At 43.8% G+C, this 20,309-nt stretch carries 19 protein-coding genes; 12 read left to right on the top strand and 7 right to left on the bottom strand.

Annotated elements, in window-relative coordinates; translation table 11 throughout:
• Positions 1 to 1,569: 1,569 nt before the first annotated feature.
• The 11 genes from ACWXW9_RS27350 (at position 1,570) to ACWXW9_RS27400 (ending at position 11,394) form a co-directional block, all read left to right on the top strand.
• A complete protein-coding gene (locus tag ACWXW9_RS27350) occupies positions 1,570 to 1,839 on the top strand; it encodes an AbrB/MazE/SpoVT family DNA-binding domain-containing protein (protein ID WP_444954266.1) in 270 nt (89 codons plus the stop codon).
• Positions 1,836 to 2,171, top strand: a complete 336-nt coding sequence (locus tag ACWXW9_RS27355; protein WP_494931951.1) for a type II toxin-antitoxin system PemK/MazF family toxin — start codon at positions 1,836 to 1,838, stop codon at positions 2,169 to 2,171. The genes ACWXW9_RS27350 and ACWXW9_RS27355 overlap by 4 nt, the downstream gene beginning before the upstream one ends.
• Positions 2,172 to 2,699: 528 nt before the next feature.
• Positions 2,700 to 4,202, top strand: coding sequence for a hypothetical protein (locus tag ACWXW9_RS27360; protein ID WP_494931952.1), 1,503 nt, complete (start codon positions 2,700 to 2,702; stop codon positions 4,200 to 4,202).
• 14 nt (positions 4,203 to 4,216) lie between these two features.
• A complete protein-coding gene (locus ACWXW9_RS27365; RefSeq protein ID WP_494931953.1) occupies positions 4,217 to 5,320 on the top strand; it encodes a pentapeptide repeat-containing protein in 1,104 nt (367 codons plus the stop codon).
• 12 nt (positions 5,321 to 5,332) lie between these two features.
• A complete protein-coding gene (locus tag ACWXW9_RS27370; protein ID WP_494931954.1) occupies positions 5,333 to 5,845 on the top strand; it encodes an imm11 family protein in 513 nt (170 codons plus the stop codon).
• A gap of 12 nt (positions 5,846 to 5,857) precedes the next feature.
• Positions 5,858 to 6,487, top strand: coding sequence for a hypothetical protein (locus ACWXW9_RS27375; RefSeq protein WP_494931955.1), 630 nt, complete (start codon positions 5,858 to 5,860; stop codon positions 6,485 to 6,487).
• A 31-nt stretch (positions 6,488 to 6,518) separates the two neighbouring features.
• Positions 6,519 to 6,989 carry a DUF4280 domain-containing protein gene (locus ACWXW9_RS27380; RefSeq protein WP_342415070.1) on the top strand — a complete coding sequence of 157 codons (471 nt, stop codon included), beginning with the start codon at positions 6,519 to 6,521 and terminating at the stop codon, positions 6,987 to 6,989.
• Positions 6,990 to 7,014: 25 nt separating this feature from the next.
• The gene (locus ACWXW9_RS27385) at positions 7,015 to 9,873 is read left to right on the top strand and encodes a contractile injection system protein, VgrG/Pvc8 family (RefSeq protein WP_494931956.1); all 2,859 of its coding nucleotides are present in this window, start codon (positions 7,015 to 7,017) and stop codon (positions 9,871 to 9,873) included.
• A gap of 14 nt (positions 9,874 to 9,887) precedes the next feature.
• On the top strand, positions 9,888 to 10,322 hold the full coding sequence (locus tag ACWXW9_RS27390) for an SMI1/KNR4 family protein (RefSeq protein WP_494931957.1): 435 nt from the start codon (positions 9,888 to 9,890) through the stop codon (positions 10,320 to 10,322).
• A gap of 203 nt (positions 10,323 to 10,525) precedes the next feature.
• The gene (locus tag ACWXW9_RS27395) at positions 10,526 to 10,777 is read left to right on the top strand and encodes a hypothetical protein (protein WP_494931958.1); all 252 of its coding nucleotides are present in this window, start codon (positions 10,526 to 10,528) and stop codon (positions 10,775 to 10,777) included.
• 83 nt (positions 10,778 to 10,860) lie between these two features.
• A complete protein-coding gene (locus ACWXW9_RS27400) occupies positions 10,861 to 11,394 on the top strand; it encodes an SMI1/KNR4 family protein (protein ID WP_494931959.1) in 534 nt (177 codons plus the stop codon).
• Between the two features lie 630 nt (positions 11,395 to 12,024).
• Here ACWXW9_RS27400 and ACWXW9_RS27405 read toward each other — a convergent pair.
• From ACWXW9_RS27405 to ACWXW9_RS27430, 6 genes are all read right to left on the bottom strand, one after another.
• Positions 12,025 to 12,906, bottom strand: a complete 882-nt coding sequence (locus ACWXW9_RS27405) for a carbohydrate ABC transporter permease (protein WP_494931960.1) — start codon at positions 12,904 to 12,906, stop codon at positions 12,025 to 12,027.
• Positions 12,907 to 12,966: 60 nt separating this feature from the next.
• Entirely contained in the window at positions 12,967 to 13,848 is an 882-nt protein-coding gene (locus tag ACWXW9_RS27410; RefSeq protein WP_494931961.1) for a carbohydrate ABC transporter permease, read from the bottom strand.
• A 26-nt stretch (positions 13,849 to 13,874) separates the two neighbouring features.
• A complete protein-coding gene (locus tag ACWXW9_RS27415; RefSeq protein ID WP_494931962.1) occupies positions 13,875 to 15,218 on the bottom strand; it encodes an extracellular solute-binding protein in 1,344 nt (447 codons plus the stop codon).
• A gap of 136 nt (positions 15,219 to 15,354) precedes the next feature.
• A complete protein-coding gene (locus ACWXW9_RS27420) occupies positions 15,355 to 16,155 on the bottom strand; it encodes a response regulator (protein ID WP_494931963.1) in 801 nt (266 codons plus the stop codon).
• Positions 16,156 to 16,157: 2 nt separating this feature from the next.
• The gene (locus tag ACWXW9_RS27425) at positions 16,158 to 17,918 is read right to left on the bottom strand and encodes a cache domain-containing sensor histidine kinase (protein ID WP_494931964.1); all 1,761 of its coding nucleotides are present in this window, start codon (positions 17,916 to 17,918) and stop codon (positions 16,158 to 16,160) included.
• Between the two features lie 445 nt (positions 17,919 to 18,363).
• Positions 18,364 to 18,675, bottom strand: a complete 312-nt coding sequence (locus tag ACWXW9_RS27430) for a hypothetical protein (protein WP_494931965.1) — start codon at positions 18,673 to 18,675, stop codon at positions 18,364 to 18,366.
• 129 nt (positions 18,676 to 18,804) lie between these two features.
• Here ACWXW9_RS27430 and ACWXW9_RS27435 point away from each other — a divergent pair, with 129 nt between their 5' ends.
• A complete protein-coding gene (locus tag ACWXW9_RS27435; RefSeq protein WP_494931966.1) occupies positions 18,805 to 19,635 on the top strand; it encodes a class I SAM-dependent methyltransferase in 831 nt (276 codons plus the stop codon).
• 188 nt (positions 19,636 to 19,823) lie between these two features.
• Here ACWXW9_RS27435 and ACWXW9_RS27440 read toward each other — a convergent pair whose 3' ends face one another.
• On the bottom strand, positions 19,824 to 20,273 hold the full coding sequence (locus tag ACWXW9_RS27440; RefSeq protein ID WP_494931967.1) for a VOC family protein: 450 nt from the start codon (positions 20,271 to 20,273) through the stop codon (positions 19,824 to 19,826).
• Positions 20,274 to 20,309 lie beyond the last annotated feature (36 nt).

The raw sequence follows: 20,309 nt of genomic DNA on the forward strand, positions 1-20,309 counted from the left end.
AGAATTAAATTATAGACTTATCCATTTAATTGTTAAAACGCAACAAACCTCGAACATCGGAGGTTTAAGCCTGTTTCTCTGCTTTTATATACACCATAGAAGACGAGTTTTACACGTTAAGATAACCGTCAGTCTTTCCCCTTTGCAGCTTTTATAGATCTATTTATACCTTCAAGCAAGCCGCTCTACATTCGACTTTAAAACCTTAGTGTGCCATTTTCATATCGCTTTAGAGTTTCAGACAATTTCACCATAGTTGTTAATCGGCTGCGCCTGAACCTATCTTACACCTCTCCACTTTTTGTCCTTTTTTAAGGTGAATGTATTGCGTCCGCATTCAACCACATCTATGCCATGAGTGAGGAACACCATGCTGTAATTTTCGGGAGACGCGTTCAAACATTTAGGTCTTTAACAGGCTATCAAGCCAAGTGTGAAAGGTCTTCCATGAATGTTTCTTGATCAGTTCTCCGCTGAACATTCACTTGGAGGGTTGTTGTTTAGAAGTGGGGAGCGTTTCAACTGTTCCTTTGTTACCTCAGTAATTTTCTTTTTCGAAAAAAATTCATGCAAAATATCATCTATGTATTATTGGAACGCGTTATCAAGTAGAGTACAAACCATCAAAACAAATCTGCATGTTAGAAAGCATAGCCGCAAATCTTTACGCCAGTCTACGGTTAGTCGTTTTAAATGTTCCTTAAGGATACTAAGTAACGATAATTCCAAAGGATATCAACATTAAGAGTGTCGTGCGATGAACATAGATACATAGGCTTTTCTTTTGGGACTGAGAACGGAACATGACCGCATCCAGTTCAGTCGCAAAACATCTAGCAAAAGCAAATCTTTTTCTTAAACTATAAGATGGATCTACCAAGGAGAGTACCCCGTACTTCTCCGGCTGCTTATGTCTGCTTATACCGCTTTCCTTAGTACCACAATGACTCTTACAATCCATCTATGCCGATAGAGATGTTCTAGCTTGCTATGATCCCGATATACTAATATGTTAGTTGCCATAGATTGATTCTCCTGTTTGAATGTGTTGTGTTGACTTTATTACATGAACTAGGTCATGAACCATATCTTCATTTATTTAACGGTGTCATCTTCATATCATGTTAGAACCGTTATTTTTTAAAAAAACAAATGCCAGTACTCTTCCTCCTCCAACCGATTTTCTAAACATTGACCTTAAGAAATAAATATGATAAAATAGATATTTTAAAAATTAATGATTATTCTTCAGCATCAAAAATCCCGCCCTGCACTGCCCTCCATATAATAGGCTTTTCGATTTGTTCTCATTACCCGCCCGTTTTTAATATCAAAAAATCCTCGTAATGCTTTTAAAATATTTTTTTGAACTCCAGTCTATTTAGGTAGTCCTGTGAGCATGTAATCTCGCTACTTTATAATATTTTTCTTGTACTTCTTTACCAAAATTAAATAAAAACTCATCACGTTATATGTATCAAACTCTTTTCAGATGTATATCATATGTATATACATCATACAAAGGATGGGGTATAATTGGAACATAAAACGAGAAGGGATATGATCCTCATGACGACAACTACGCTTAGCAAATGGGGAAATAGCATTGCGATCCGTATTCCGAATCAATTACTTAAACATCTTGATTTGGAGGAAGGCTCTGAGGTTGAAATGATCGTAACATCTGAAAAAGAAATTATCCTTCGGCCTCTCATAAAACCTCAAGAAACGAATGAAGAATTGCGTGACCACTTAGCTATGCTACTTTCAAAAATTAAAACAGATTCGCCACGTCACAACGAAGTTGATCTTGGTATCGAGGGAGACGAATTGATTTGATCATTCCTACACGCGGAGATTTGGTTTGGCTAGATTTTGATCCACAAGCTGGACACGAACAAGCTGGACGACGACCCGCAATCACACTATCTGATAAACCTTTTAATGAGTTGACTGGTTTTGCCGTCATGTGCCCCATCACGAACCAATCTAAAAATTACGCATTTGAAGTTCCTTTACCGGACGGATTGCCCTTTAGCGGCGTTGCTCTCACTGATCAAATGAAAAGTCTGGATGTTAGAAAGCGTAGAATTAAAATTGTTGGTAATGTATCTCCCGACTCCGATTTTATGAAAAGTATCCTTCGGAATACTCGATCCATATTAGCGTGAAAAGCGTTCCTCTTTCATATAAACCCAAGCAAAAGTCTTGCCTTTATTTAAATAAGCAATCTGAACTGGAAAACAGATGTAGAGAAGCGAAAACAAGCAGTCCATCCTCAACCGAGGATCGGCTGCTTATTTTCTATGAGCTTCACCATTTGTTTTATGTTTGCAATTCCCATACCATAGAATTCAACTGCCGAATAAGCCTGTTGTCCTGCTCCGCAGGTGCATGACAGCAGTCCATCCTTTTGCATTTAACGCAGGCAGTCGAAGTCAGCACTATTCCCGCACTCAACCCTCTTACAATTTCTTGAGCGTGGGACATTTTCAAATCGCTTTCCATCTCTTGGATATCAATGCTTTCGCGTTCCGATATATTACTACCATCCACGTGTCGAGACGATGGAAAGGAATATACATTCCCAATTTCCACAAATACACATAGTAAATACCGCTTCCAATGGGCCATTCTGTAAACTAACTCTCTCTTTTAACCGATAAATACATATGCTGGATTTAGGAAAGGAGACACCTATGGAAAACATCGTGACGTACGGTCATATCGAAATCATGCCTTATGAATTCGTTCGCCTTCATGAGCTTAAAATCTTAAAAACAGTCAATGACCATGCCCGAATGATCTGTACAGGCATCATCTCGGAGAAAAAGCGCGAGCTGTATGTACGTGCTTCGGATGAAGAAACCCAGGTCAAAGCTTTTGTTACAGACAAAAATGGCAATCGACAGCCCCTTTTTCGAGGCATTGCCCTGGATGTGGAGGAAAAAGTCGTTCACGGCGTTCATTACCTGACCGTCGAAGCCATATCTCATACCTATGAGCTAGATATTAAGCGGCATCAACGCTCTTTCCAGAACCCCAAGCTCACCTATACGGGTCTGATCGAAAGTATTGTATCGGACTACTCCAAAGCCGAAGCCATGGATGTGGTGTCCCACAAGAAGCCCATCGGTACCTTTATCATGCAATATGATGAAACGGACTGGCAATTTTTGAAACGGATGGCTTCCCACTTCTACTCTCCACTCATTCCTGCGGTGGGCTATGGGGTACCGAAGTTTTATTTTGGCCTACCTATGGGACTCAGCAAGGGTGAAATACAATCTACCAATTATAAAGTCACCAAACGGGTCGCGGATTTTCAAACCGCCTCCGAAAACCATATTCCCGGCGTACGTGATGCTGATTTTATCCAATATGAGGTCGAGACGGAGAAACTGCTGGAGCCCGGCTATGAAGTGACCTTCCAAGGCCATAAGCTGATCGTAGCTGAGGTGCTAACGGAGATAAAGGATGGGGTGCTGACCCATACCGCCAAGCTGTCGCCACGAAGCGGCTTACGTCCGATTAAAGACTACAATCGCTCCATTATCGGTGCTTCCATTCATGGCAAGGTACTGAGCGTTCGTCGGGACAAGGTCCGCGCCCAGCTCGATATGGACGATCAGCAAGATCCGAACACGGATTACTGGTTTCCCTACTCTACCATTTATGCATCTGCGGATAACACGGGCTGGTATTGTATGCCTGAGGACGGGGACAGCATCCGTATCTATTTCCCCAGTTATAAGGAAGAAGAAGGGTACGCGATCAGTTCAGTTAAAAGAGAACCGCAGCCTTCCGCGGGAAAATCTTCTGCCGCTACTGGACATGGGACTGCTTCTGCTTCGTCTGCTGAATCAAAGTCTTCTTCAGCATTGTCCGCAGCAGCTCCTACACCAGATCGAATGGCTGACCCTGCCATTAAGACACTGCGAACCAAATACGGCAAAGAAATCATGCTCGCCCCCGATCAAATCGTCATCTCCGGCAACGGCATGTCCATTGTCATTAACGATAAAACGGGCATTGATATTGTAAGCGGAAAAAATGTGAGTATTAGCGCGACCTCCGATATCGTTATGAGTTCCGGCAACATCCAGCTTTCTGCTGGAAAAATTGAGCTTTCCGGTAAAGGCAATACCATCACGCTCGATGATAAAACGACCTTCTCCGGTACGGAAATCAAGATGAACTAACGGGAGGTTAGTAGATGGATAAACAAGCAGCGTTACACCATTTTAAGGAACATCATTTTACACCTCTACTGGACATTCAGTTAGACATGCTGGAAGCCAAGTTTCATCGCTGCCAAGCTCAACTGATTTTCGATTTCAAAGAATCGTTCAGGGATTTATGTATACACATTCTGAGCATGCAGCACCAAGGCCAAAAAGAACCGATTGGATATATCCACTACTCGTTCTTGCGCACTCAGATTCTGGAGCAATCCTACCTGTACATGGTCGAGGCTTATTCTGCTGAATGGTACGAAGATGATTCCGATTGCAAGCTAACCTATGACGCTTCATGGGCCTGCGCACCGATGAGTACCATGTTGGAAGCCTTGGAGCAGGAGCGAAAAATATATATGGGGACGATCACTTCAGTGGACGTTGAACGACTGATGTTGGAATCCGCTCCTTTTTTTCACCAGTTTGTGAACTCCCTCCTGCGCTTAGGGATGGCAGAAGTGGTTCAAATGCCTGAGTATCTCGCCATTCATAAAGCTGATCGTTTAGCCATCCGAACGGGCGAGTACAAGGATATCAGCGAGAATCTATTTGTCGAAGATCAGAAAGCGCTTCTTGCAGATCATGTGAGCGAGCAATTGATACATTCCAGTGAAGAAGAACCCTATGTTTACGAAAACCTAAAGCGGCTCTCTCTTCCCCACCTTCACCTGATGCAAAAGGATTTGCGCTATAACGATTTTAGCCACAGTGACTTACGGGAAAGCCAGTTTCACACCTGCATATTGATCGGAAGCATGTGGCAACGAGCGAATCTGGAAGGAGGCAGCTTTCGGGGATGCCTACTGACCGACTCAGATTTTAGATATAGCAACTTGAGGGGTGCTAACTTCAATAGTGCCAGCGGACAGCCGTATCGGGAACATGGAGTTCGGGTGCCGGGGCTATGTGGACTTCATTTTGAACACGCCAACCTGGATGGGGCCGATTTTACAGATGTACATTCGTTTGATCATGCATATTTTGAGGGGGCTTCGATGCAAGGAACCCTTGTCCCACGAAAGTACCAACAGCATTGGAAGCTGAATGAAGCACAGCGTCAATCCATCGTATGGACAGAGTAAGGAGAAATGTGTATGCGCCATTATTATGTGCTGGTCGATGACAACAAGGTTTCGCGCCAGATCGAACCTGTAAATACGGTTCTTTTTAAAACGCCATTTGTTGGCATGCCCCCGGCTCAGGTTTTAGATGTTCATGCGACAGAAAATGCCGAATATACAGACTGGCTACCGTTTTCAGCCTCACAACCGCTATTTTCCGATCCGATGAAACGGATTCTGGAGCTATACAATCCACAAGCCCGTTTTAAACAGTTGTATATCGTGAACCGGGAACCTGGCCGCCAGGAATTATATTGGATTTCATCTGTTCCCTCTGTGGATGGTATTTCAGAGCAGACTGAATTTTATCCGCACGATCAAACGCTGAAACGCCTTGTGCTGGATAGTCAAAAGGTGAAAGAGCACCATTTTTTTCGACTGTCCAACGTGAAGGAACCTTATTTCATCGTTAGCTTGGAGGCTGCTGAAAGCTTGCTTCGTCGAAGTTTGAGTGGTTTTCGGCTACAGAAGCTAGAACTCTTATAAGGAGGTTCAATCTTGACGGAGCATTGGGATGAATTTTTTTTGAAGCTGCATTATCAACAAACGTTGAAAGAGCAGTTAAGCGGGGCGGAGAACGATGAAAGCTGGATGCTGGTATCTATTGAAGAAGCGATAAAGGGAATTTTGAAGGGCTCACTAACCCTTCCGGATGAACAGGAAATCCGGTTTCAAGCCCTTCCTGTCTTCGAGGATCAACTTACCCTATCCCTGCCGGATTCTCTCATTCCAGAAGCTCGTGCCAGGCAGACGATAGACCCGTCGAAAAGCTTCATCGTTCAAGACAAGCTGGGCGGAATCCTGTTCGGACTGCACCAAAGTGGGCAAGATCTGGACCCCACGCAAATAGAAATCTATCAACAACAGATGGTTGAGCAAACGAGTCGTGTACAACCGAGTATGAAGCTCGTGGATGAAAAGGCTCTTTCTATTCAAGATACTATCATCGGCTGCTATGAAGCTATTTTTCTAGTTTCCCCCTCCCCTTATTATCAGATTGCCTTTGTGCGTTCCTGGCACGGCAAGGCTGTGATCGGGAGCTGCCAATTTAAGCTGGAGGATGCCCCCTTATGGGTTCCCTTAACCTATGCCATGCTGCACACCACGACATGGTCGGAGCATTCTTAAATGTTTACCTTTTATCCAAGGAGGTGCTTATATGTTTTTACCCCTACTTATCAAGGCACTGGCCCAAGGTGCGCTCAGCGGGGAGCATTCCTATGTGGTCAGAGGAGCCAAGTTACAGTGCAGTCAAGGTACAGACCCGGGTGTGCTCAATACGATGTACAGCCACGGCGTCTACATTAAAGATAAACCCGTCCTGAGCGTAGAAGATGCCATTTGTGGAGCGAATATTAGCAAAATCAATGCTTTTGGTCTGTGTAAATTGAAGCAGGGTCTTCCCTGTGAACCGGAAATTGCGTTTGGGTCCAAGTGGACAGGAGGAAAAGAGGATGTGTTGATCGAGGGTGCCCCTGCCCTGCTCAGTAATTCAACCTTAATGTGTAGCTGCACAGGTGTAACAGACGCGATATCCTCCTTTTTTGCTGGAGGCAGCACGGACAATTCCGCTACGGGATCGGGTGGTGGAGGCATCATTTCCATTACAGATGACGGACAGGATGGCTGATTTTATCAAGCAAGGAGAGTAAGGGATGAGCATCGTAGCGAAAGACCGCTTTACCTATCAGCACTTACATGTCACTTGGCCCTATGGCAAGCTGCGTCTTACGCACGTCCACATGAGTCATGAGCTGGGAGAACATGCCAGACTGGTGATCACAGGCAGCTTGGAAGCCGATCAGGCAGATACGATTATTACTAAAGCAAGCAGCGACGATAAGATCGAACTCTGGTATTCGGATGCCAAGGAACGGAAGCACCCCTTATTTATGGGGCAATTGTACTGCGTAGATGTACAACACCTGCATCAAGAGATCGTGGTGAATCTCGACGTCATTTCTCATAGTTTCAAACTGGATACGCAGCTCAAAAACCGTTCTTTTCAACACATCCATCAAAAGTATGTAGACATTGTAGATGCGGTACTGGCCGATTATAAAGGCTCGGACAAGATTGATGAAGCTTTTGAGAAAAAAGCGACAGACCAGTTCATCATGCAGTATCAGGAGACGGATTGGACCTTTTTAAAACGTCTGGCTTCGCATGTGGGAGCCTTACTCGTTCCTAATATCGTTTCACACCATGCTCAAATTTGGATCGGTATCCCTCAGGCACGGCAGCATATTCAATTGAAAGAGGTTCCTTTTACGCTACAACGCAAGATCGCTCCCTATCTGGATCAGGAGGCGAACGGCTGGAAATCCGCTGCCATCGGGGATTTCACCCGATATACCTTTGAATGGGATCAGATGCTGCAACTGGGAGATGAAGTCAAGCGCAATCTCGAAACCTACGTCATCACCAAGCGTGAAGGCCAGTTGATTCGTGGCTTGATGACCTGGTCGTATGAATGCGCCCTGTCGCCGGGCTTGATGGTCCCTAAAATATACAATCGAACCATCATTGGTGCCGCTATTGAAGGAAAAATACTGGAGGTCAGCCGGAATCAGGTTCGACTACATTTGGATATGGACGATCAGCAAAGTCCTCATGAGGCTCAGTGGTTCCCCTATTCTGCCGAAGGTAATCAGGTCTGGTATCTCATGCCGGAAAAAGGCGCACAGGTGAAGCTGTATTTTCCAAGTGCAGACGAAGATGATGCGATGGTCATTCAATCCGTGCGGACGAAGCCAACTAGCGTTGCGGCCCCTTCCTCTCACGCCGCTCAAGGTGCTGTGGCTGAATCCCCGGCAGAGCGTCACCAGCGTAAAACAGCCGATCCCGGCGTGAAATCCTTTGCAAATCCGCAGGGCAAAGAAATATCCTTGGGCAATTCCGAGCTGTCGATGAGTGCTCAGGAAGGATCGCTGTACATTTCCATGAATACCCATCATGGCGTGAGCCTGAACAGTACTCAACATGTTCAGATTCAAGCTACAGGCAGCCTTCGTCTTTCAGCCGGAAGCATCCTCCTGCAAGGAACCAACGGCTTACACCTGAATACAACCACCGATACGCTTGATTTGGAACAGGAAGTCAACAGCGTGAGCGCTGAAATCCAGCTTAAAGCTTCCCTCCATCAATACTACCCTGAGCCGCTGTTGTCTGACTTTGAAAAGCAGGTCGCTGAAAAGGGAATCCAAAGTGTGATGGGAGCACGCGTGAAAGACAATGTCACCTCTACCCTCAAGGGAGAATGGGATGCGGGTATGGATTTTTTAAGCGGAGTATGGAACTCCGCTGTCGATATCGTGGATATGGGAGTCATGGTAGCTACTCCTTTCGTCATGCCGGGTAACGTCACCGGGAAAGGTTTTCTGGAGCGTAATGAGACACTTGAAGGTATCGAATATGGTATAAAAAAAGGCTTTGAAAAAGGGTCCCGGTATGTTGAAATCATTAAGGACTCGTCCAGCGTAAAACAAGGGTTTATGAACGTTGGAAATGAAGCTAAACAAGATGCTACCTTTGTATGGGATAGTGTCACAGAACCTTTTGCAAAAAAAATGAACAATTTCATCCCTAACCCGCTAACCGATACCAAACAGGAAAGCTACGATGCAGGATATGACAGTATCAAGGCTGTGGAACGCGGCGCAGACATTATTGCGTTTGTCAAAGGCGGCGCAGCATTAGCTAAAAAGATGGGAAAGCTGGGTAAAGAAGAAGCATCTTTATCTAAAGGACTCAAAGATGTTGAAGAAAAGAACGGTGGAAAAGGTGGAACGCCGGGATTATTCGGGGATACAGCGAAAGCCGACTCTGCTCTAGCGAAGGCCGGAGATGGAAAATTCAAAACGAATGCCATCCGTTTTCCAACCAATTTTGAATCCTTGGGGAATTACTTGCAAAGTGTAGCCCGAAAGATGAACATCAGTATAACTAAAAGGTTACCCATTTTCGAAACTGCTGGAGGTCATTATCGGTTTCATGATCCTGGTCCTGATGTTCCGCATTCCAAAGGTGCAGGTTCGAAAGTTTCTCCTGAGAGACAAAACCAGATTGATGCGTTAAAATCAGGAGAGTACTCTGGTAAGAGCACTAAGGGAACGGGTAAAACCCAAGAGGTAGTAAAGTTCACAAAAGAACAGCTTGAGACAAAACCACCATACTCACGTGATCCAAAAAAATGGCAGGTAAAAGGTGGTAAAATCGAAATCGATAAGAATGGTATATGGACTTATATAGACTGGGAGGTACCGCCTAATCGAGTATCTTACCCTGGTGGTTATCCGGACTTTAAGTCAGCAAGGTTAGTTAAACAAGAAATTACACTTGATAAGTTTGAAGGTCGTACTAAAGATTTTGCAGAGGCCAATAAACGCACCACTATTTCTGACGATAGTACATGGCATCATCATCAAGATGGAAAGACTTTGCAAGAAGTGGATACATTATTACATTCACGTTTTACACATAAGGGTGGAATATCGCTGTCTAAAAAGAAATAAAAGGAGCTATTAAAATGAATATCAAAGGATATGGTAAAGCTGAGCAGGATGCTATCAACAATTTCGAGAAAGCTATTGGTTTTTCCTTACCTCAGGACTATAAACAATTCTTAATAAATTATAATGGTGGGGGGGTCAATGAAGTTACATTTTTTGTTTCTGAGTTAAAAGAAGATATCCCTTTACACGTATTGTACGGATTAAATGTTGACAAAGGGTTAGATTTATCAGTATGGAACGAGGAATATGAAGATGATCTCATTCCCAATAGTATAATTATAGGGCACGATTTTGGTTCAGGTATTATTGTATTAATAAATGATCCCGAGGTACAAGGTATTTACTATTGGGATCATACATTTTATTTTGAGGAGTCAAATGAAGAAGAAAATACTTACAAGATAGCCGATAGCTTTCAAAATTTTGTTGATGGCTTGAAAAGGTCATGAGCTAAACGCTTGAAATATCATTTTTATTTTAAAATCTGTATAAGTATAATTAGTAAAGCTTATTCCTTACTTTTCAAAAGTAGGGATAAGCTTTTTTCACATTTTTTAGAGGAGGCAATTAGCCTCTAAATAAACAATGACTTGCCATCCCTCCCCATCAGAGTTAACATACACACACTCAAACCACGAGAGGGAAATATACCATGTCAAATTGGCCAGATTGGTTCTTAGAGGCATTACGCCAACGATTTTATCAATTAGATCTTGACAGTGAACAACCGGCTTCATTTTCATTAGAAGATGAGCCTCTGTTCACTCAAGTTGAGCAATTCAAAATGAATCAAAACGGGGATATTCAGCAACTACTATCCGAATGGAGAGAAGCCATAAGCTATCAGCTAAGCCAGGATAAACAATCCATTTATATGGAAGGAGTGAAAGACGTGTTCGATTAATTCTTCCCGTCATACAACCCACAGTTATTCGTTAGCCCATTTGATTTCTTTTGCTCATCAATAAATTAGAAGGGAGAATTACAATGGGATATGAGCTAAACTGGTCTGATAATATAAAATTAGATGAAAGCAAATTGAGAGGTCTTGAGGAGCGATGGAATATCCGCTTTCCTAAAGAGTACGTAGAAATTATACTAAATCATGATGGATCGGTACCATATATAATAGATCAAAATGGTGAAGAGATGACGAGCGTTGTAGAAGTACCTGGAAAATTAACATGGTCTATACAACTATTATCTTTAATAGAAAAAGAAGTTCTGGGAGAAGTAATTTCTCCAATTGAACTAGCATACGATACTTTAAGTGAGGCGTTACCGAAAAATATATTTCCCTTTGCTATTAATGGATCTGGTGATAAATTTTTATTTGATTACCGGAAAGATAAAAATGAACCAGAAATTTTGTTTCAAAACCATGAGAATTTAATCTTGGAAAGTGAAATAACCGAAGAGGAATTAGAAGAAAAATCACTTGAAGACTGGCAGGACGAAACATTAGATTTTGTATGTGAATCATTCGCAGCTTTTCTTAAATTAATTTCTCCTAGAGACTAAAAGGATGACTCTTTAAAGCTACTACCCTAAACATAGCTATAAATAATTGAACTTAGTATATAGATTCGGAAGTGAATTATCAGAGAAATCATTATTAAATATTTATTAGATTCATTTACTTCTTTATTTAAGATGGGTCACTCTAAAATTTTGAAAGTCCATTCCAATTTGAATTATTAGAGGAATGGACTTTTTTTCAATTTAAAGAAGTAAAAAAAATAGCCCCCCACCAATCTACCTACCAAAAAAACAATCACTTGCCCCTCCCCATCAGAGTTATCACGGGAGGGGAAGCACTCAATGTCAGATTGGCCGGATTGGTTTCAAGAGGCATTACGCCAACGTCTTTATCAGTAAGAATTAGCCAGTGAGCAACAGGCTATATCAGCTAAGTCAGAACAAACAGAGTCCATGTATATCACAGATATCTACAAAATTCACTTTTTCATTTAAACCTGCTTTAATGTTTAAATCGGCATTTTTTCAAAAAAGACCAATACAATTACAACCACATTCATAACCTCTGATGGATTCACGTAATTGGTAGGCATTATAGATTCATCGTACAAACCAAGAGGTTTGTTCCCATGTTTACACTAGGGGGTACTCTTCTAACCTGGGGAATTTGTTTTATCCCTTAACCGACCCGGCTGCGATTCCTTCAACAATCCGGTCACTCATGATGAGGAACACCAGCAAAATGGGCAAAATGCTGATCATCAGCGTAGCTCCAATCGCTCCCCAGTCGGTCGTATATTGTCCAATAAAGTTCTGAACGCCAACGGTCAGTGTTTTGTTTTCGTCCGAGCTGATGAACGTATTGACGAAAATAAACTCATTCCAGTTATAGATCATGTTTATAATAGATGTCGTTGCCATGACGGGGGTTGTCATGGGCAGTACGATCCGGAAGAACATCCGGTTGACGGAGCAGCCGTCCATAACGGCCGCTTCTTCCACTTCACGGGGCAAGGCGTAATAGAAGCCCAGCAAGATCATCATCGTTGTCGGCAGATTAAAGGCAACATACGACAGGATGATGGAGAGTGAAGTGTCTGTTATATGCAGTTTGAGAAACATACTGAACAACGGAATCAAGGTGGAATGGACTGGAATCATTAGTCCGACCATAAAGAGCCCGAGAACTAGCTGGCTTCCTTTCCATCGCATACGTGTAATCGCAAACGTTACAAAGCTGGCCAGCAGCACCGTCAGCGCCACGGATATGACCGTAATCCACACACTATTGAAAAAATACCGCCCGATATTGCCGCTGGTCCACACATTCATATAGTTTTCCCAATGCGGCTGGGACGGGAGTGCAAACGGCGGAAGATTAAATACTTCCTGATTATTTTTAAGTGAGAAAAGCATCAGCCACACCAGCGGTAAAAGCTGCGTCACCGCCAAGATGATTAAAATGATATACAAAGCGGCATAACCGACCCGAGTTAACATTTTGCCGCGGGTAGCGACTCCAAGCGGATAGTTGGCGGCTGCCTGGGTTTTCATGTCCGTTCCTCCCTCTTCCTGTCCTTTGTTATCCACTATCTATCTAATTGTATAACCGGATTATGAATATTGGATGGTGTCACTGGAAGAAGTAGCCTTACGAATCAGCCACGTAGCGACCAGACAGATGAACAACAAGGCAAAGGCTGTAGCGCTGCCATATCCGAAATCAAAGCTGCGGAATGCCTGGTGGTACATATAAGAAGCCATTACTTCACTGGCTCCGTTCGGTCCACCGTCCGTCATGACGTAGATAAGGTCAAAATATTTGAGCGAGCCGACAATGGACAATATGATCGTGACGTTAATCACCTCGCGCAGCAGGGGCAATTTGATACGAGTCGCAATCTGCCAGGCACTGGCTCCGTCGATCCGGGCAGCCTCTATCAGCGTTTCGGGGATGTTTTTCAGCCCGGCATAATAGATCAGAATATAAAAGCCTGCATATTGCCAAATAATCGGAATGAACAAGGCCAGCAGCACCAGAGATGGATTGGCTAACCATTCAGGCGGGTTGTGAACTCCGACCGACACCAGTAAGGAATTGAGCACTCCGTTCGTTGGATGATATATTTTGAGCCATAGCTGTGCGATCGCTACAGAAGACAGCAGCATGGGAATCAGATAAATTTTCCGCAGCAGATTCGCTCCCTTGATTTTTCCTGACAAAATCATCGCAATGACCAGATAACCGATTAGACTGACACCTGAAAACAAGGCCAGCAGCAGCGAATGCCAGGCACTTTGCCAGAACGCTTTGTCTGTGAACAGATGTTGATAATTGTCCAGCCCGACGAAAGTCATAGGGCCGATTCCATTCCACTGATTCAGGCCGTAATAGCCGGTCAGTACGATGGGCACATATATCACGGCGAATAACAACAGCAGAGAAGGCAATACATATAGAGCAATGACAAGCTTATTGGACATGACCTTTTCCACGGCCCAACCTCCTTATGTGCTCAATTTCAATTTCCTTTCTGGATGGCAGCCTTATGCTGATCGGCAAATTGTTGCGGTGTCACGGCTTTACCAAACAACGCCTGAATCATATTCAAATGCACCTGCGCTGCATTCGGCTTCATCTGTACATCGGCGAACAATGTAATGCTGCTGGCTTGATTCAGTCCGTTCAGCAAATCAACATACAGCTTGGGCAATTTTTCTTTGGAGGTGTCCACTTTCGTCGCCGGAATTACGCCCGCCTGTGTGACCGATTGCTCTCCCCATTTGACTACGAAGTATTCAACGAACGCTTTGGCCTCTTCTTTTACCTTGGAATTTTCCGAAACGAACAAGCCTACTCCCGGACCTCCTACCCAACTGTTCTCGTTGCCCTTGCCGCCTGCAACCATCGGGAATTTAAAGAAGCCAATTTGATCTTTAAATGCTTGCGGGATTGCGGGATTGGTCGTAAAATTCGGCAATTCCCAAGTAGCCATTAAATACATAGCCGCTTTGTCGTTCATAAACTCGGATTTCCCCTCATCATTGGACAAGCCGTTAAATCCTTTGTTAAAGGCATTCATATCCACAAGCGTCTGGACTTCGGAGGCCGCCTGAATTAAACCAGGGTCATCGAACGATCCTGAGCCGTCAATCGCTTTTTTCAGCGTTTCGTTACCCGCTATACGGTCCGCCAGATACATATACCAGAGCGAGCCGGTCCAGCGGTCTTTATTGCCCAATGCAATCGGTGCAACTCCATGATCCGTAAGTGTTTTCACAACCTGCTTAAACTCGTCAAATGTCGCAGGTACCTTCAAGTTGTATTTTTGGAATATGGCTTTGTTGTAATAAATAGGTGTAATGTTCAATTCAATCGGAAGCGCATACGTTTTACCATTCAGCGCATAAGCTTCGGTCGTTCCCGGTACGAATTTGTCCTTCAGCTTGGAACCATTCAACAGGTCATCCATCGGCGTAAATAATCCACCTTTAACGTAAGGCTCCATAAAGCCCGCTGCCCAGGTGATGCCAATATCCGGCAATTCATTGGAAGCTGACAGCACCTTGAGTTTGTTTTTGTATTGTTCATTTTCCAGCACTTCCTGCTGAATGACGACATTCGGATGATCCTTTTGGTATTGGTCTATAATCTGAGTCACAAGCTTGCTCTGCTGTGCCGAGCTTCCCTCTGGCCACAGGTGCATCATTTTGAGTGTAACCTTTCCCCCTTCTCCACTGGAACCACCTTGACCATCCTTACCAACACCGCAACCAGATAGCACCAGCATGAATGACAGCAGCAGGGTCAACCCAGCAAACCATTTTTGATGTGAGCGCTTACGTAAACCATACTCGTTGGACATCGTTAGACCTCCGTTTGTTGTGATTATTTTTTTGTAACCGTTATCATTTGTAAGTTTAGCACTCCATTCCTGCTTCCAACAGGGTACGCTCATTGGGTATAATTCCACTTTTATTGGGTTTGATCTGCCTATACTGTCAGTCGATATTCTCCGGCCCTGTACGCATCTGCTGCCTGTAGCGGCTGGGACTTATCCCCTCGGTCGCTTTGAATACTTTAATAAAATATTTATCTGTCCGGTAGCCTGATCGCTCGCCGATTTGGGCAATCGTCAGCTGGGTATGCAGCAGCAGCTCCTTGGCCCGTTGGATCCGCAGCCGGTGCAGATATTCGCTGAAGGACAAACCACTTTGCTCCTTGAATAAAACACTAAAATAGCTCGCATTCAGGTGTGAATGCGCAGCAGTCTGCGCCATCGTAATGGATTCGTGAAGATGCTCCGCCATATAGTTGAAGGCACGCCGTACCGGATCACTAAGAGTGGCCGCCTGGAGATCAAGCTCTAGCAGAACAGGGTCAGCCAGCTTGTCCAGCTTCTCGTACCGCTGCCGCTCCTCTTCCAGCCGAAGCGCTTCATTGACCGCATTCAGCAGCTCCTGCTTATCAATTGGTTTGAGCAAATAATTGACGGCTCCCAGACGAAGAGCTTGCTGGACATAATCAAACTCCGCATAACCCGAGATGACAATGATCGCTGGTCGTCGTGAATCCCGTTCCAGAGAGCGGATTAAATCCAGCCCACTGAATTCCGGCAACCGGACATCCGTAATCAACAAATGAACCGTCTCTGCACGCAGTATATTTAATGCTTCCAAACCATTACCGAATGTCACAATCCGGTGTTTTCCGGCGGCCCATTGCTCCAGTGCCTGGTGTATCCCCTGACGTGTTCGCTGTTCATCGTCTACAATGACAATGGTTTTGGATGAAACACTCATTCCTACCGCCCTCCATATCCATCAGGAATTTCAAAAGTGACCACAGTTCCTTCCTGCTCAGCACTATGTATCAGCACACCGTCCGTTGGATAAGATGCGCTGTCATAATAAAGAGCAAGCCTGCGCTGCACATTAACCAGTCCGATACCTGTCCCCTTGCTCTGGCAGGCTGCTCCCCCTATCAACGCTGTACGCACAGCTGCAAGTTCTTCCAGTGTCATGCCAGGCCCGTTATCTATGACCGCGATCTTGGTCCAACCCGATCTGGTCGAAGGAGTGACACTAATTTCAACACGGCCGTTGCCGATGCGATTTTCGACACCATGCAAAATGGCATTCTCCAGAATAGGCTGGATCAGCAGTTTAGGAAGCGGAATTCTGGCTGCCTCCGAAGGCATATGAATTTGCCAGCTCAGACGTTCACCCAGACGCATCTCCATCAGCTCCAGATAACGACGGATTTGCGCCATTTCTTCCCCGAGTGTCACCCAAGAGTCATGGTGAGCCGGTTCGATAATATAACGAAACAGCCGTGACATGGACACCATTAGCCCGGCAAGCTCCTCCTCTCCTTTTTCCTGTAGCGACCAGTTGAAAGCATCCAGCGTATTAAAAAGAAAATGCGGGTTGATCTGCGCCTGCAGAGCTTTAAGTTCGGTTTGGCTTTGTAAAACCTCCTTCTCGCAAATGACACGGATCAATTCATTAATGTCGACAATCATCGTGTTGTACTCTACATTCAATTCTCGCAGTTCGACCGCTGATGCCGGTTCTGGGTTCAGGGTCAATGCCCCTTGCCGTGAACGGCGCATCGCCTGAATCAAATGGCCTATTGGTCTTGTAATCAACGTAGACAACATAAAGGACATGAACAGGAATAGCACGGCACCAAGAGACGCGGAGATGATAAGTGTAGTCCGTAAAACCGTAATTCCGTCTGTGACGACGCTAACCGGAATCAGAATCAGCAGCGACCAGCCGGTCCGCTCCGACTGCTGAACCGCCTTCACATATTCCCGCTCCCCAATATGAACCGTCTGTGTCTTGCTATGCAGTACACCTGACAAATCCGTCTGGTTCATTGGTTCACCCGACAGCAGCTGGCCTTGACGATCTACAAGCAACATGGTTTCATCCGCTTCCTCATTGACCGCTGACGCATCATTCAGCCTGAAATAACTTCGCTCCATGCGGGTAATCAGGTACCCTCCGCGCGAGAACCAGCGATCCACCAGGCTCACCTGCCGAATCGCCAGCAGTGACCGGGGGTCTTCGGTATCAATGCCGATCCAGACTAATCTTCCTTTCATCTGATTCGCTTCCCGGATGTCTGCCTGTCCGATTCGTTCCTCCAAACTGCCCTCTCTAATCGGAAACAACATCTTCCCTTCGGCGGTATACAGCTCCAGCGAGCCGACACTCGGCATATATGCCTGATAGCTATGCATCACTTGCAGTAGTGATTGACGCTGTCCGAAATTCACCTTGCCCCCGTTGCGCTCCTCCAGCAAAATATGCTGAACAGATGGGTGATTGGCCACCTGTTCCGTCAGGCTGTCCATTTGGCCGATTAATGCATCCAGCCTGCCGTTTGCTTGTACCGCGGTCTGACCAATATGTCGCTCGGCACTGTCTTTTAACAGGTGAGAGACATTGAGATAAATGAACGCCCCCGCCACACTCATCATAATGAGCATTACCAATATAAAGCCGATAAAAATCTGATTACGCAATGTGTTTAATGGTTGGAACCTTGAACGCATATTCCTCCTCCTCCTGGATCATCACAGAAAATGAGTAATGATAACGCTTTCTATTCTATCGCATCGTTCCCCTTTGTTGACGTATTTTCAGCAGAGATTAATCAAAATGGACAGGAATGATATGAAATAGAAAGGTCTAGGGTAATCGAAAAAATGAGGAGACTCTCTGGAACCATTACGTTCGATAACACACGCCATAACAATAGATATTAAAAAAGATGACTCCCGATGAATGCAGGAGCAATCTAGTGGATAATTAAAATGAAGCTTCTTTCAAAGCGTCCAAACTAAGGTGCAGTTCAGGCTCCAAAGTTTGTATATTTAATCTGTATCCTATTGGAGCGCAGCAAAAATGCGGTCGCACATCTCCATCGTTTTCACGTTATTCCGTCCACTTGAATAAGGCGACCGTCCTTCTTGACAGCAGTTTATGAAATGAGCAATTTCACCAACAAAACCACGACAAATACAAATCACGGTACCTGCCCGATATCGCCGAGGCTGACGGCGTCAGAACCATATCGTTTTCCGCAAGTGATTTCCAAGGGAGTTCTGCGTGACTCTCAGACTTGTGAATGATCAGTGTGTTCACTTCATCCGCGTTCGCAAAACCGGTGAGCTGGGCGACTTCTCCGAACAAATAATGTACCAGATCGACCATGTGAACCGCCGCCAGCTTCATGAAGCCGACCATCAGTACGACGCCCGCCGCTTGTACAATCACGACAACTCCATCACAGTCTTCCTGCTCCAGCATAGTCTTGTAATTGTCATAAATTTCTTAGTTCAACTGGTGGTTGAATATTTTAAAAAATCAAGTATGAGGTTATTGTTCATCTCAAGAAACCCCAATAAAATTGGATTACATGAAGGAGCGTGAGAATTTATGAAGGAAAAATTAGCAAGAAACATAAGCATATACCGCAAAGAGAGAGGACTTACACAAGAAGAGCTTGCACAAATACTAGGGCTTTCTTTTCAAGCCGTATCCAAGTGGGAAAATGCTCAGACAATGCCTGATATATCGTTACTACCTCAGCTATCAAGAACCTTAGAAGTTAACATTGACAAACTACTTGGGTATATCTCGCAGGACAGACCGATTAGTATTTATGAGAAAGAATATCAAACACAAGAATATTACTGGGGTACTGAACCCAATAAAGTATGTTATCAGGTTTTACAATTTATGCCGCCTACTAAACATTTAAAATTGTTGGATATTGGCTGTGGTGAGGGAAAAGATGCAGTGTTTTTTGCAAGAAATGGATATGATGTCACTGCATTTGACGTTTCGGACGCAGGCATTGAGAAAACCAAAAGACTGGCTGATAAAATAGGTGTTCACGTTAATGTTTTTAGGGCAGACATTGTAGATTATCGTTTAGATAATCATTTCGACATTCTATTTTCAAGTGGTGTTTTGCATTACATAAAGCCTGACTTTCGTAAAGAAATATTTGATAATTATAAGCAGTTTACAAACCAAAATGGTTTACATGTTTTTAACGTGTTTGTAAATAAGCCGTTTATTGCATCACCTCCCGAAAAAGAACCCAACGCGTTTAAGTGGTACTCTGGTGAGTTGCTTGCACACTATCACGACTGGTTTATTAAAGACAATTCAGAAGTTGTTTTCGACTGCAATTCTTCAGGTATTCCTCACAAACATGCAATGACAAAAGTTATTGCACAAAAGGTAATCTCGTCCGGCTAAATATGCTACTATTTTAAGGCACAAAAAGAGGGGCTCGCTGCCCCTCTTTACTATTTCAGCCAATACATTATACTTCCGCACTAAAAAATAAAACAGCAGTAATTCTACGATAGTATATCTCATAAAAATTTCAGAATACAGATTGCATTATGAAACATGGAACATGCTAATTTGAACATGCTAATTTTTTATTGTAATCTATCATCAAACATTAATTGTATTTGAATACCGAACGGGTCTTCTATAATACCGTATGCTTTGCTAAACACATTATTAGATAAAGGAACAATGATTTTCACTCGATCATCTGTAATTAAGCTATTATAAAAATGTTCAATTTCTTCTAATTCAGCACTTTGAATACATAATGAAGTGTTATTACCAACTGTATATTCTTCACTCATATTCATTGTATCTTCTGCTACCATTACTTTTGTTCTTCCGATTAATAAGACAGAGTGAGAAATATAATTCTTATTTTCATCAGTAAGCTGTATTGAGCTGTCACGTTTTGCTATGTCTTGATAGGTAACAAGTAACAATTCCTTTGCGCTAAAATGGTTTTTGTAAAAATTTATAGCTTCTTTTGCCTTTCCGTTCATTGATAAGAAAATAGCTATTTCTAAATTTGTGCTCATGGTACCAATCTCCTTTTATATCATGATTTTAGGCAG

This window comes from Paenibacillus sp. LT-B23 (genome assembly GCF_059417685.1).

Excerpts from the sequence above, each read along its gene's own strand:
- ACWXW9_RS27350 (WP_444954266.1), top strand. The coding sequence starts at position 1,570 with ATGACGACAACTACGCTTAGCAAATGGGGAAATAGCATTGCGATCCGT.
- ACWXW9_RS27360 (WP_494931952.1), top strand. The coding sequence starts at position 2,700 with ATGGAAAACATCGTGACGTACGGTCATATCGAAATCATGCCTTATGAA.
- ACWXW9_RS27365 (WP_494931953.1), top strand. The coding sequence starts at position 4,217 with ATGGATAAACAAGCAGCGTTACACCATTTTAAGGAACATCATTTTACA.
- ACWXW9_RS27370 (WP_494931954.1), top strand. The coding sequence starts at position 5,333 with ATGCGCCATTATTATGTGCTGGTCGATGACAACAAGGTTTCGCGCCAG.
- ACWXW9_RS27380 (WP_342415070.1), top strand. The coding sequence starts at position 6,519 with ATGTTTTTACCCCTACTTATCAAGGCACTGGCCCAAGGTGCGCTCAGC.
- ACWXW9_RS27385 (WP_494931956.1), top strand. The coding sequence starts at position 7,015 with ATGAGCATCGTAGCGAAAGACCGCTTTACCTATCAGCACTTACATGTC.
- ACWXW9_RS27390 (WP_494931957.1), top strand. The coding sequence starts at position 9,888 with ATGAATATCAAAGGATATGGTAAAGCTGAGCAGGATGCTATCAACAAT.
- ACWXW9_RS27395 (WP_494931958.1), top strand. The coding sequence starts at position 10,526 with ATGTCAAATTGGCCAGATTGGTTCTTAGAGGCATTACGCCAACGATTT.
- ACWXW9_RS27400 (WP_494931959.1), top strand. The coding sequence starts at position 10,861 with ATGGGATATGAGCTAAACTGGTCTGATAATATAAAATTAGATGAAAGC.
- ACWXW9_RS27405 (WP_494931960.1), bottom strand. The coding sequence starts at position 12,906 with ATGAAAACCCAGGCAGCCGCCAACTATCCGCTTGGAGTCGCTACCCGC.
- ACWXW9_RS27415 (WP_494931962.1), bottom strand. The coding sequence starts at position 15,218 with ATGTCCAACGAGTATGGTTTACGTAAGCGCTCACATCAAAAATGGTTT.
- ACWXW9_RS27420 (WP_494931963.1), bottom strand. The coding sequence starts at position 16,155 with ATGAGTGTTTCATCCAAAACCATTGTCATTGTAGACGATGAACAGCGA.
- ACWXW9_RS27425 (WP_494931964.1), bottom strand. The coding sequence starts at position 17,918 with ATGCGTTCAAGGTTCCAACCATTAAACACATTGCGTAATCAGATTTTT.
- ACWXW9_RS27430 (WP_494931965.1), bottom strand. The coding sequence starts at position 18,675 with ATGCTGGAGCAGGAAGACTGTGATGGAGTTGTCGTGATTGTACAAGCG.
- ACWXW9_RS27435 (WP_494931966.1), top strand. The coding sequence starts at position 18,805 with ATGAAGGAAAAATTAGCAAGAAACATAAGCATATACCGCAAAGAGAGA.
- ACWXW9_RS27440 (WP_494931967.1), bottom strand. The coding sequence starts at position 20,273 with ATGAGCACAAATTTAGAAATAGCTATTTTCTTATCAATGAACGGAAAG.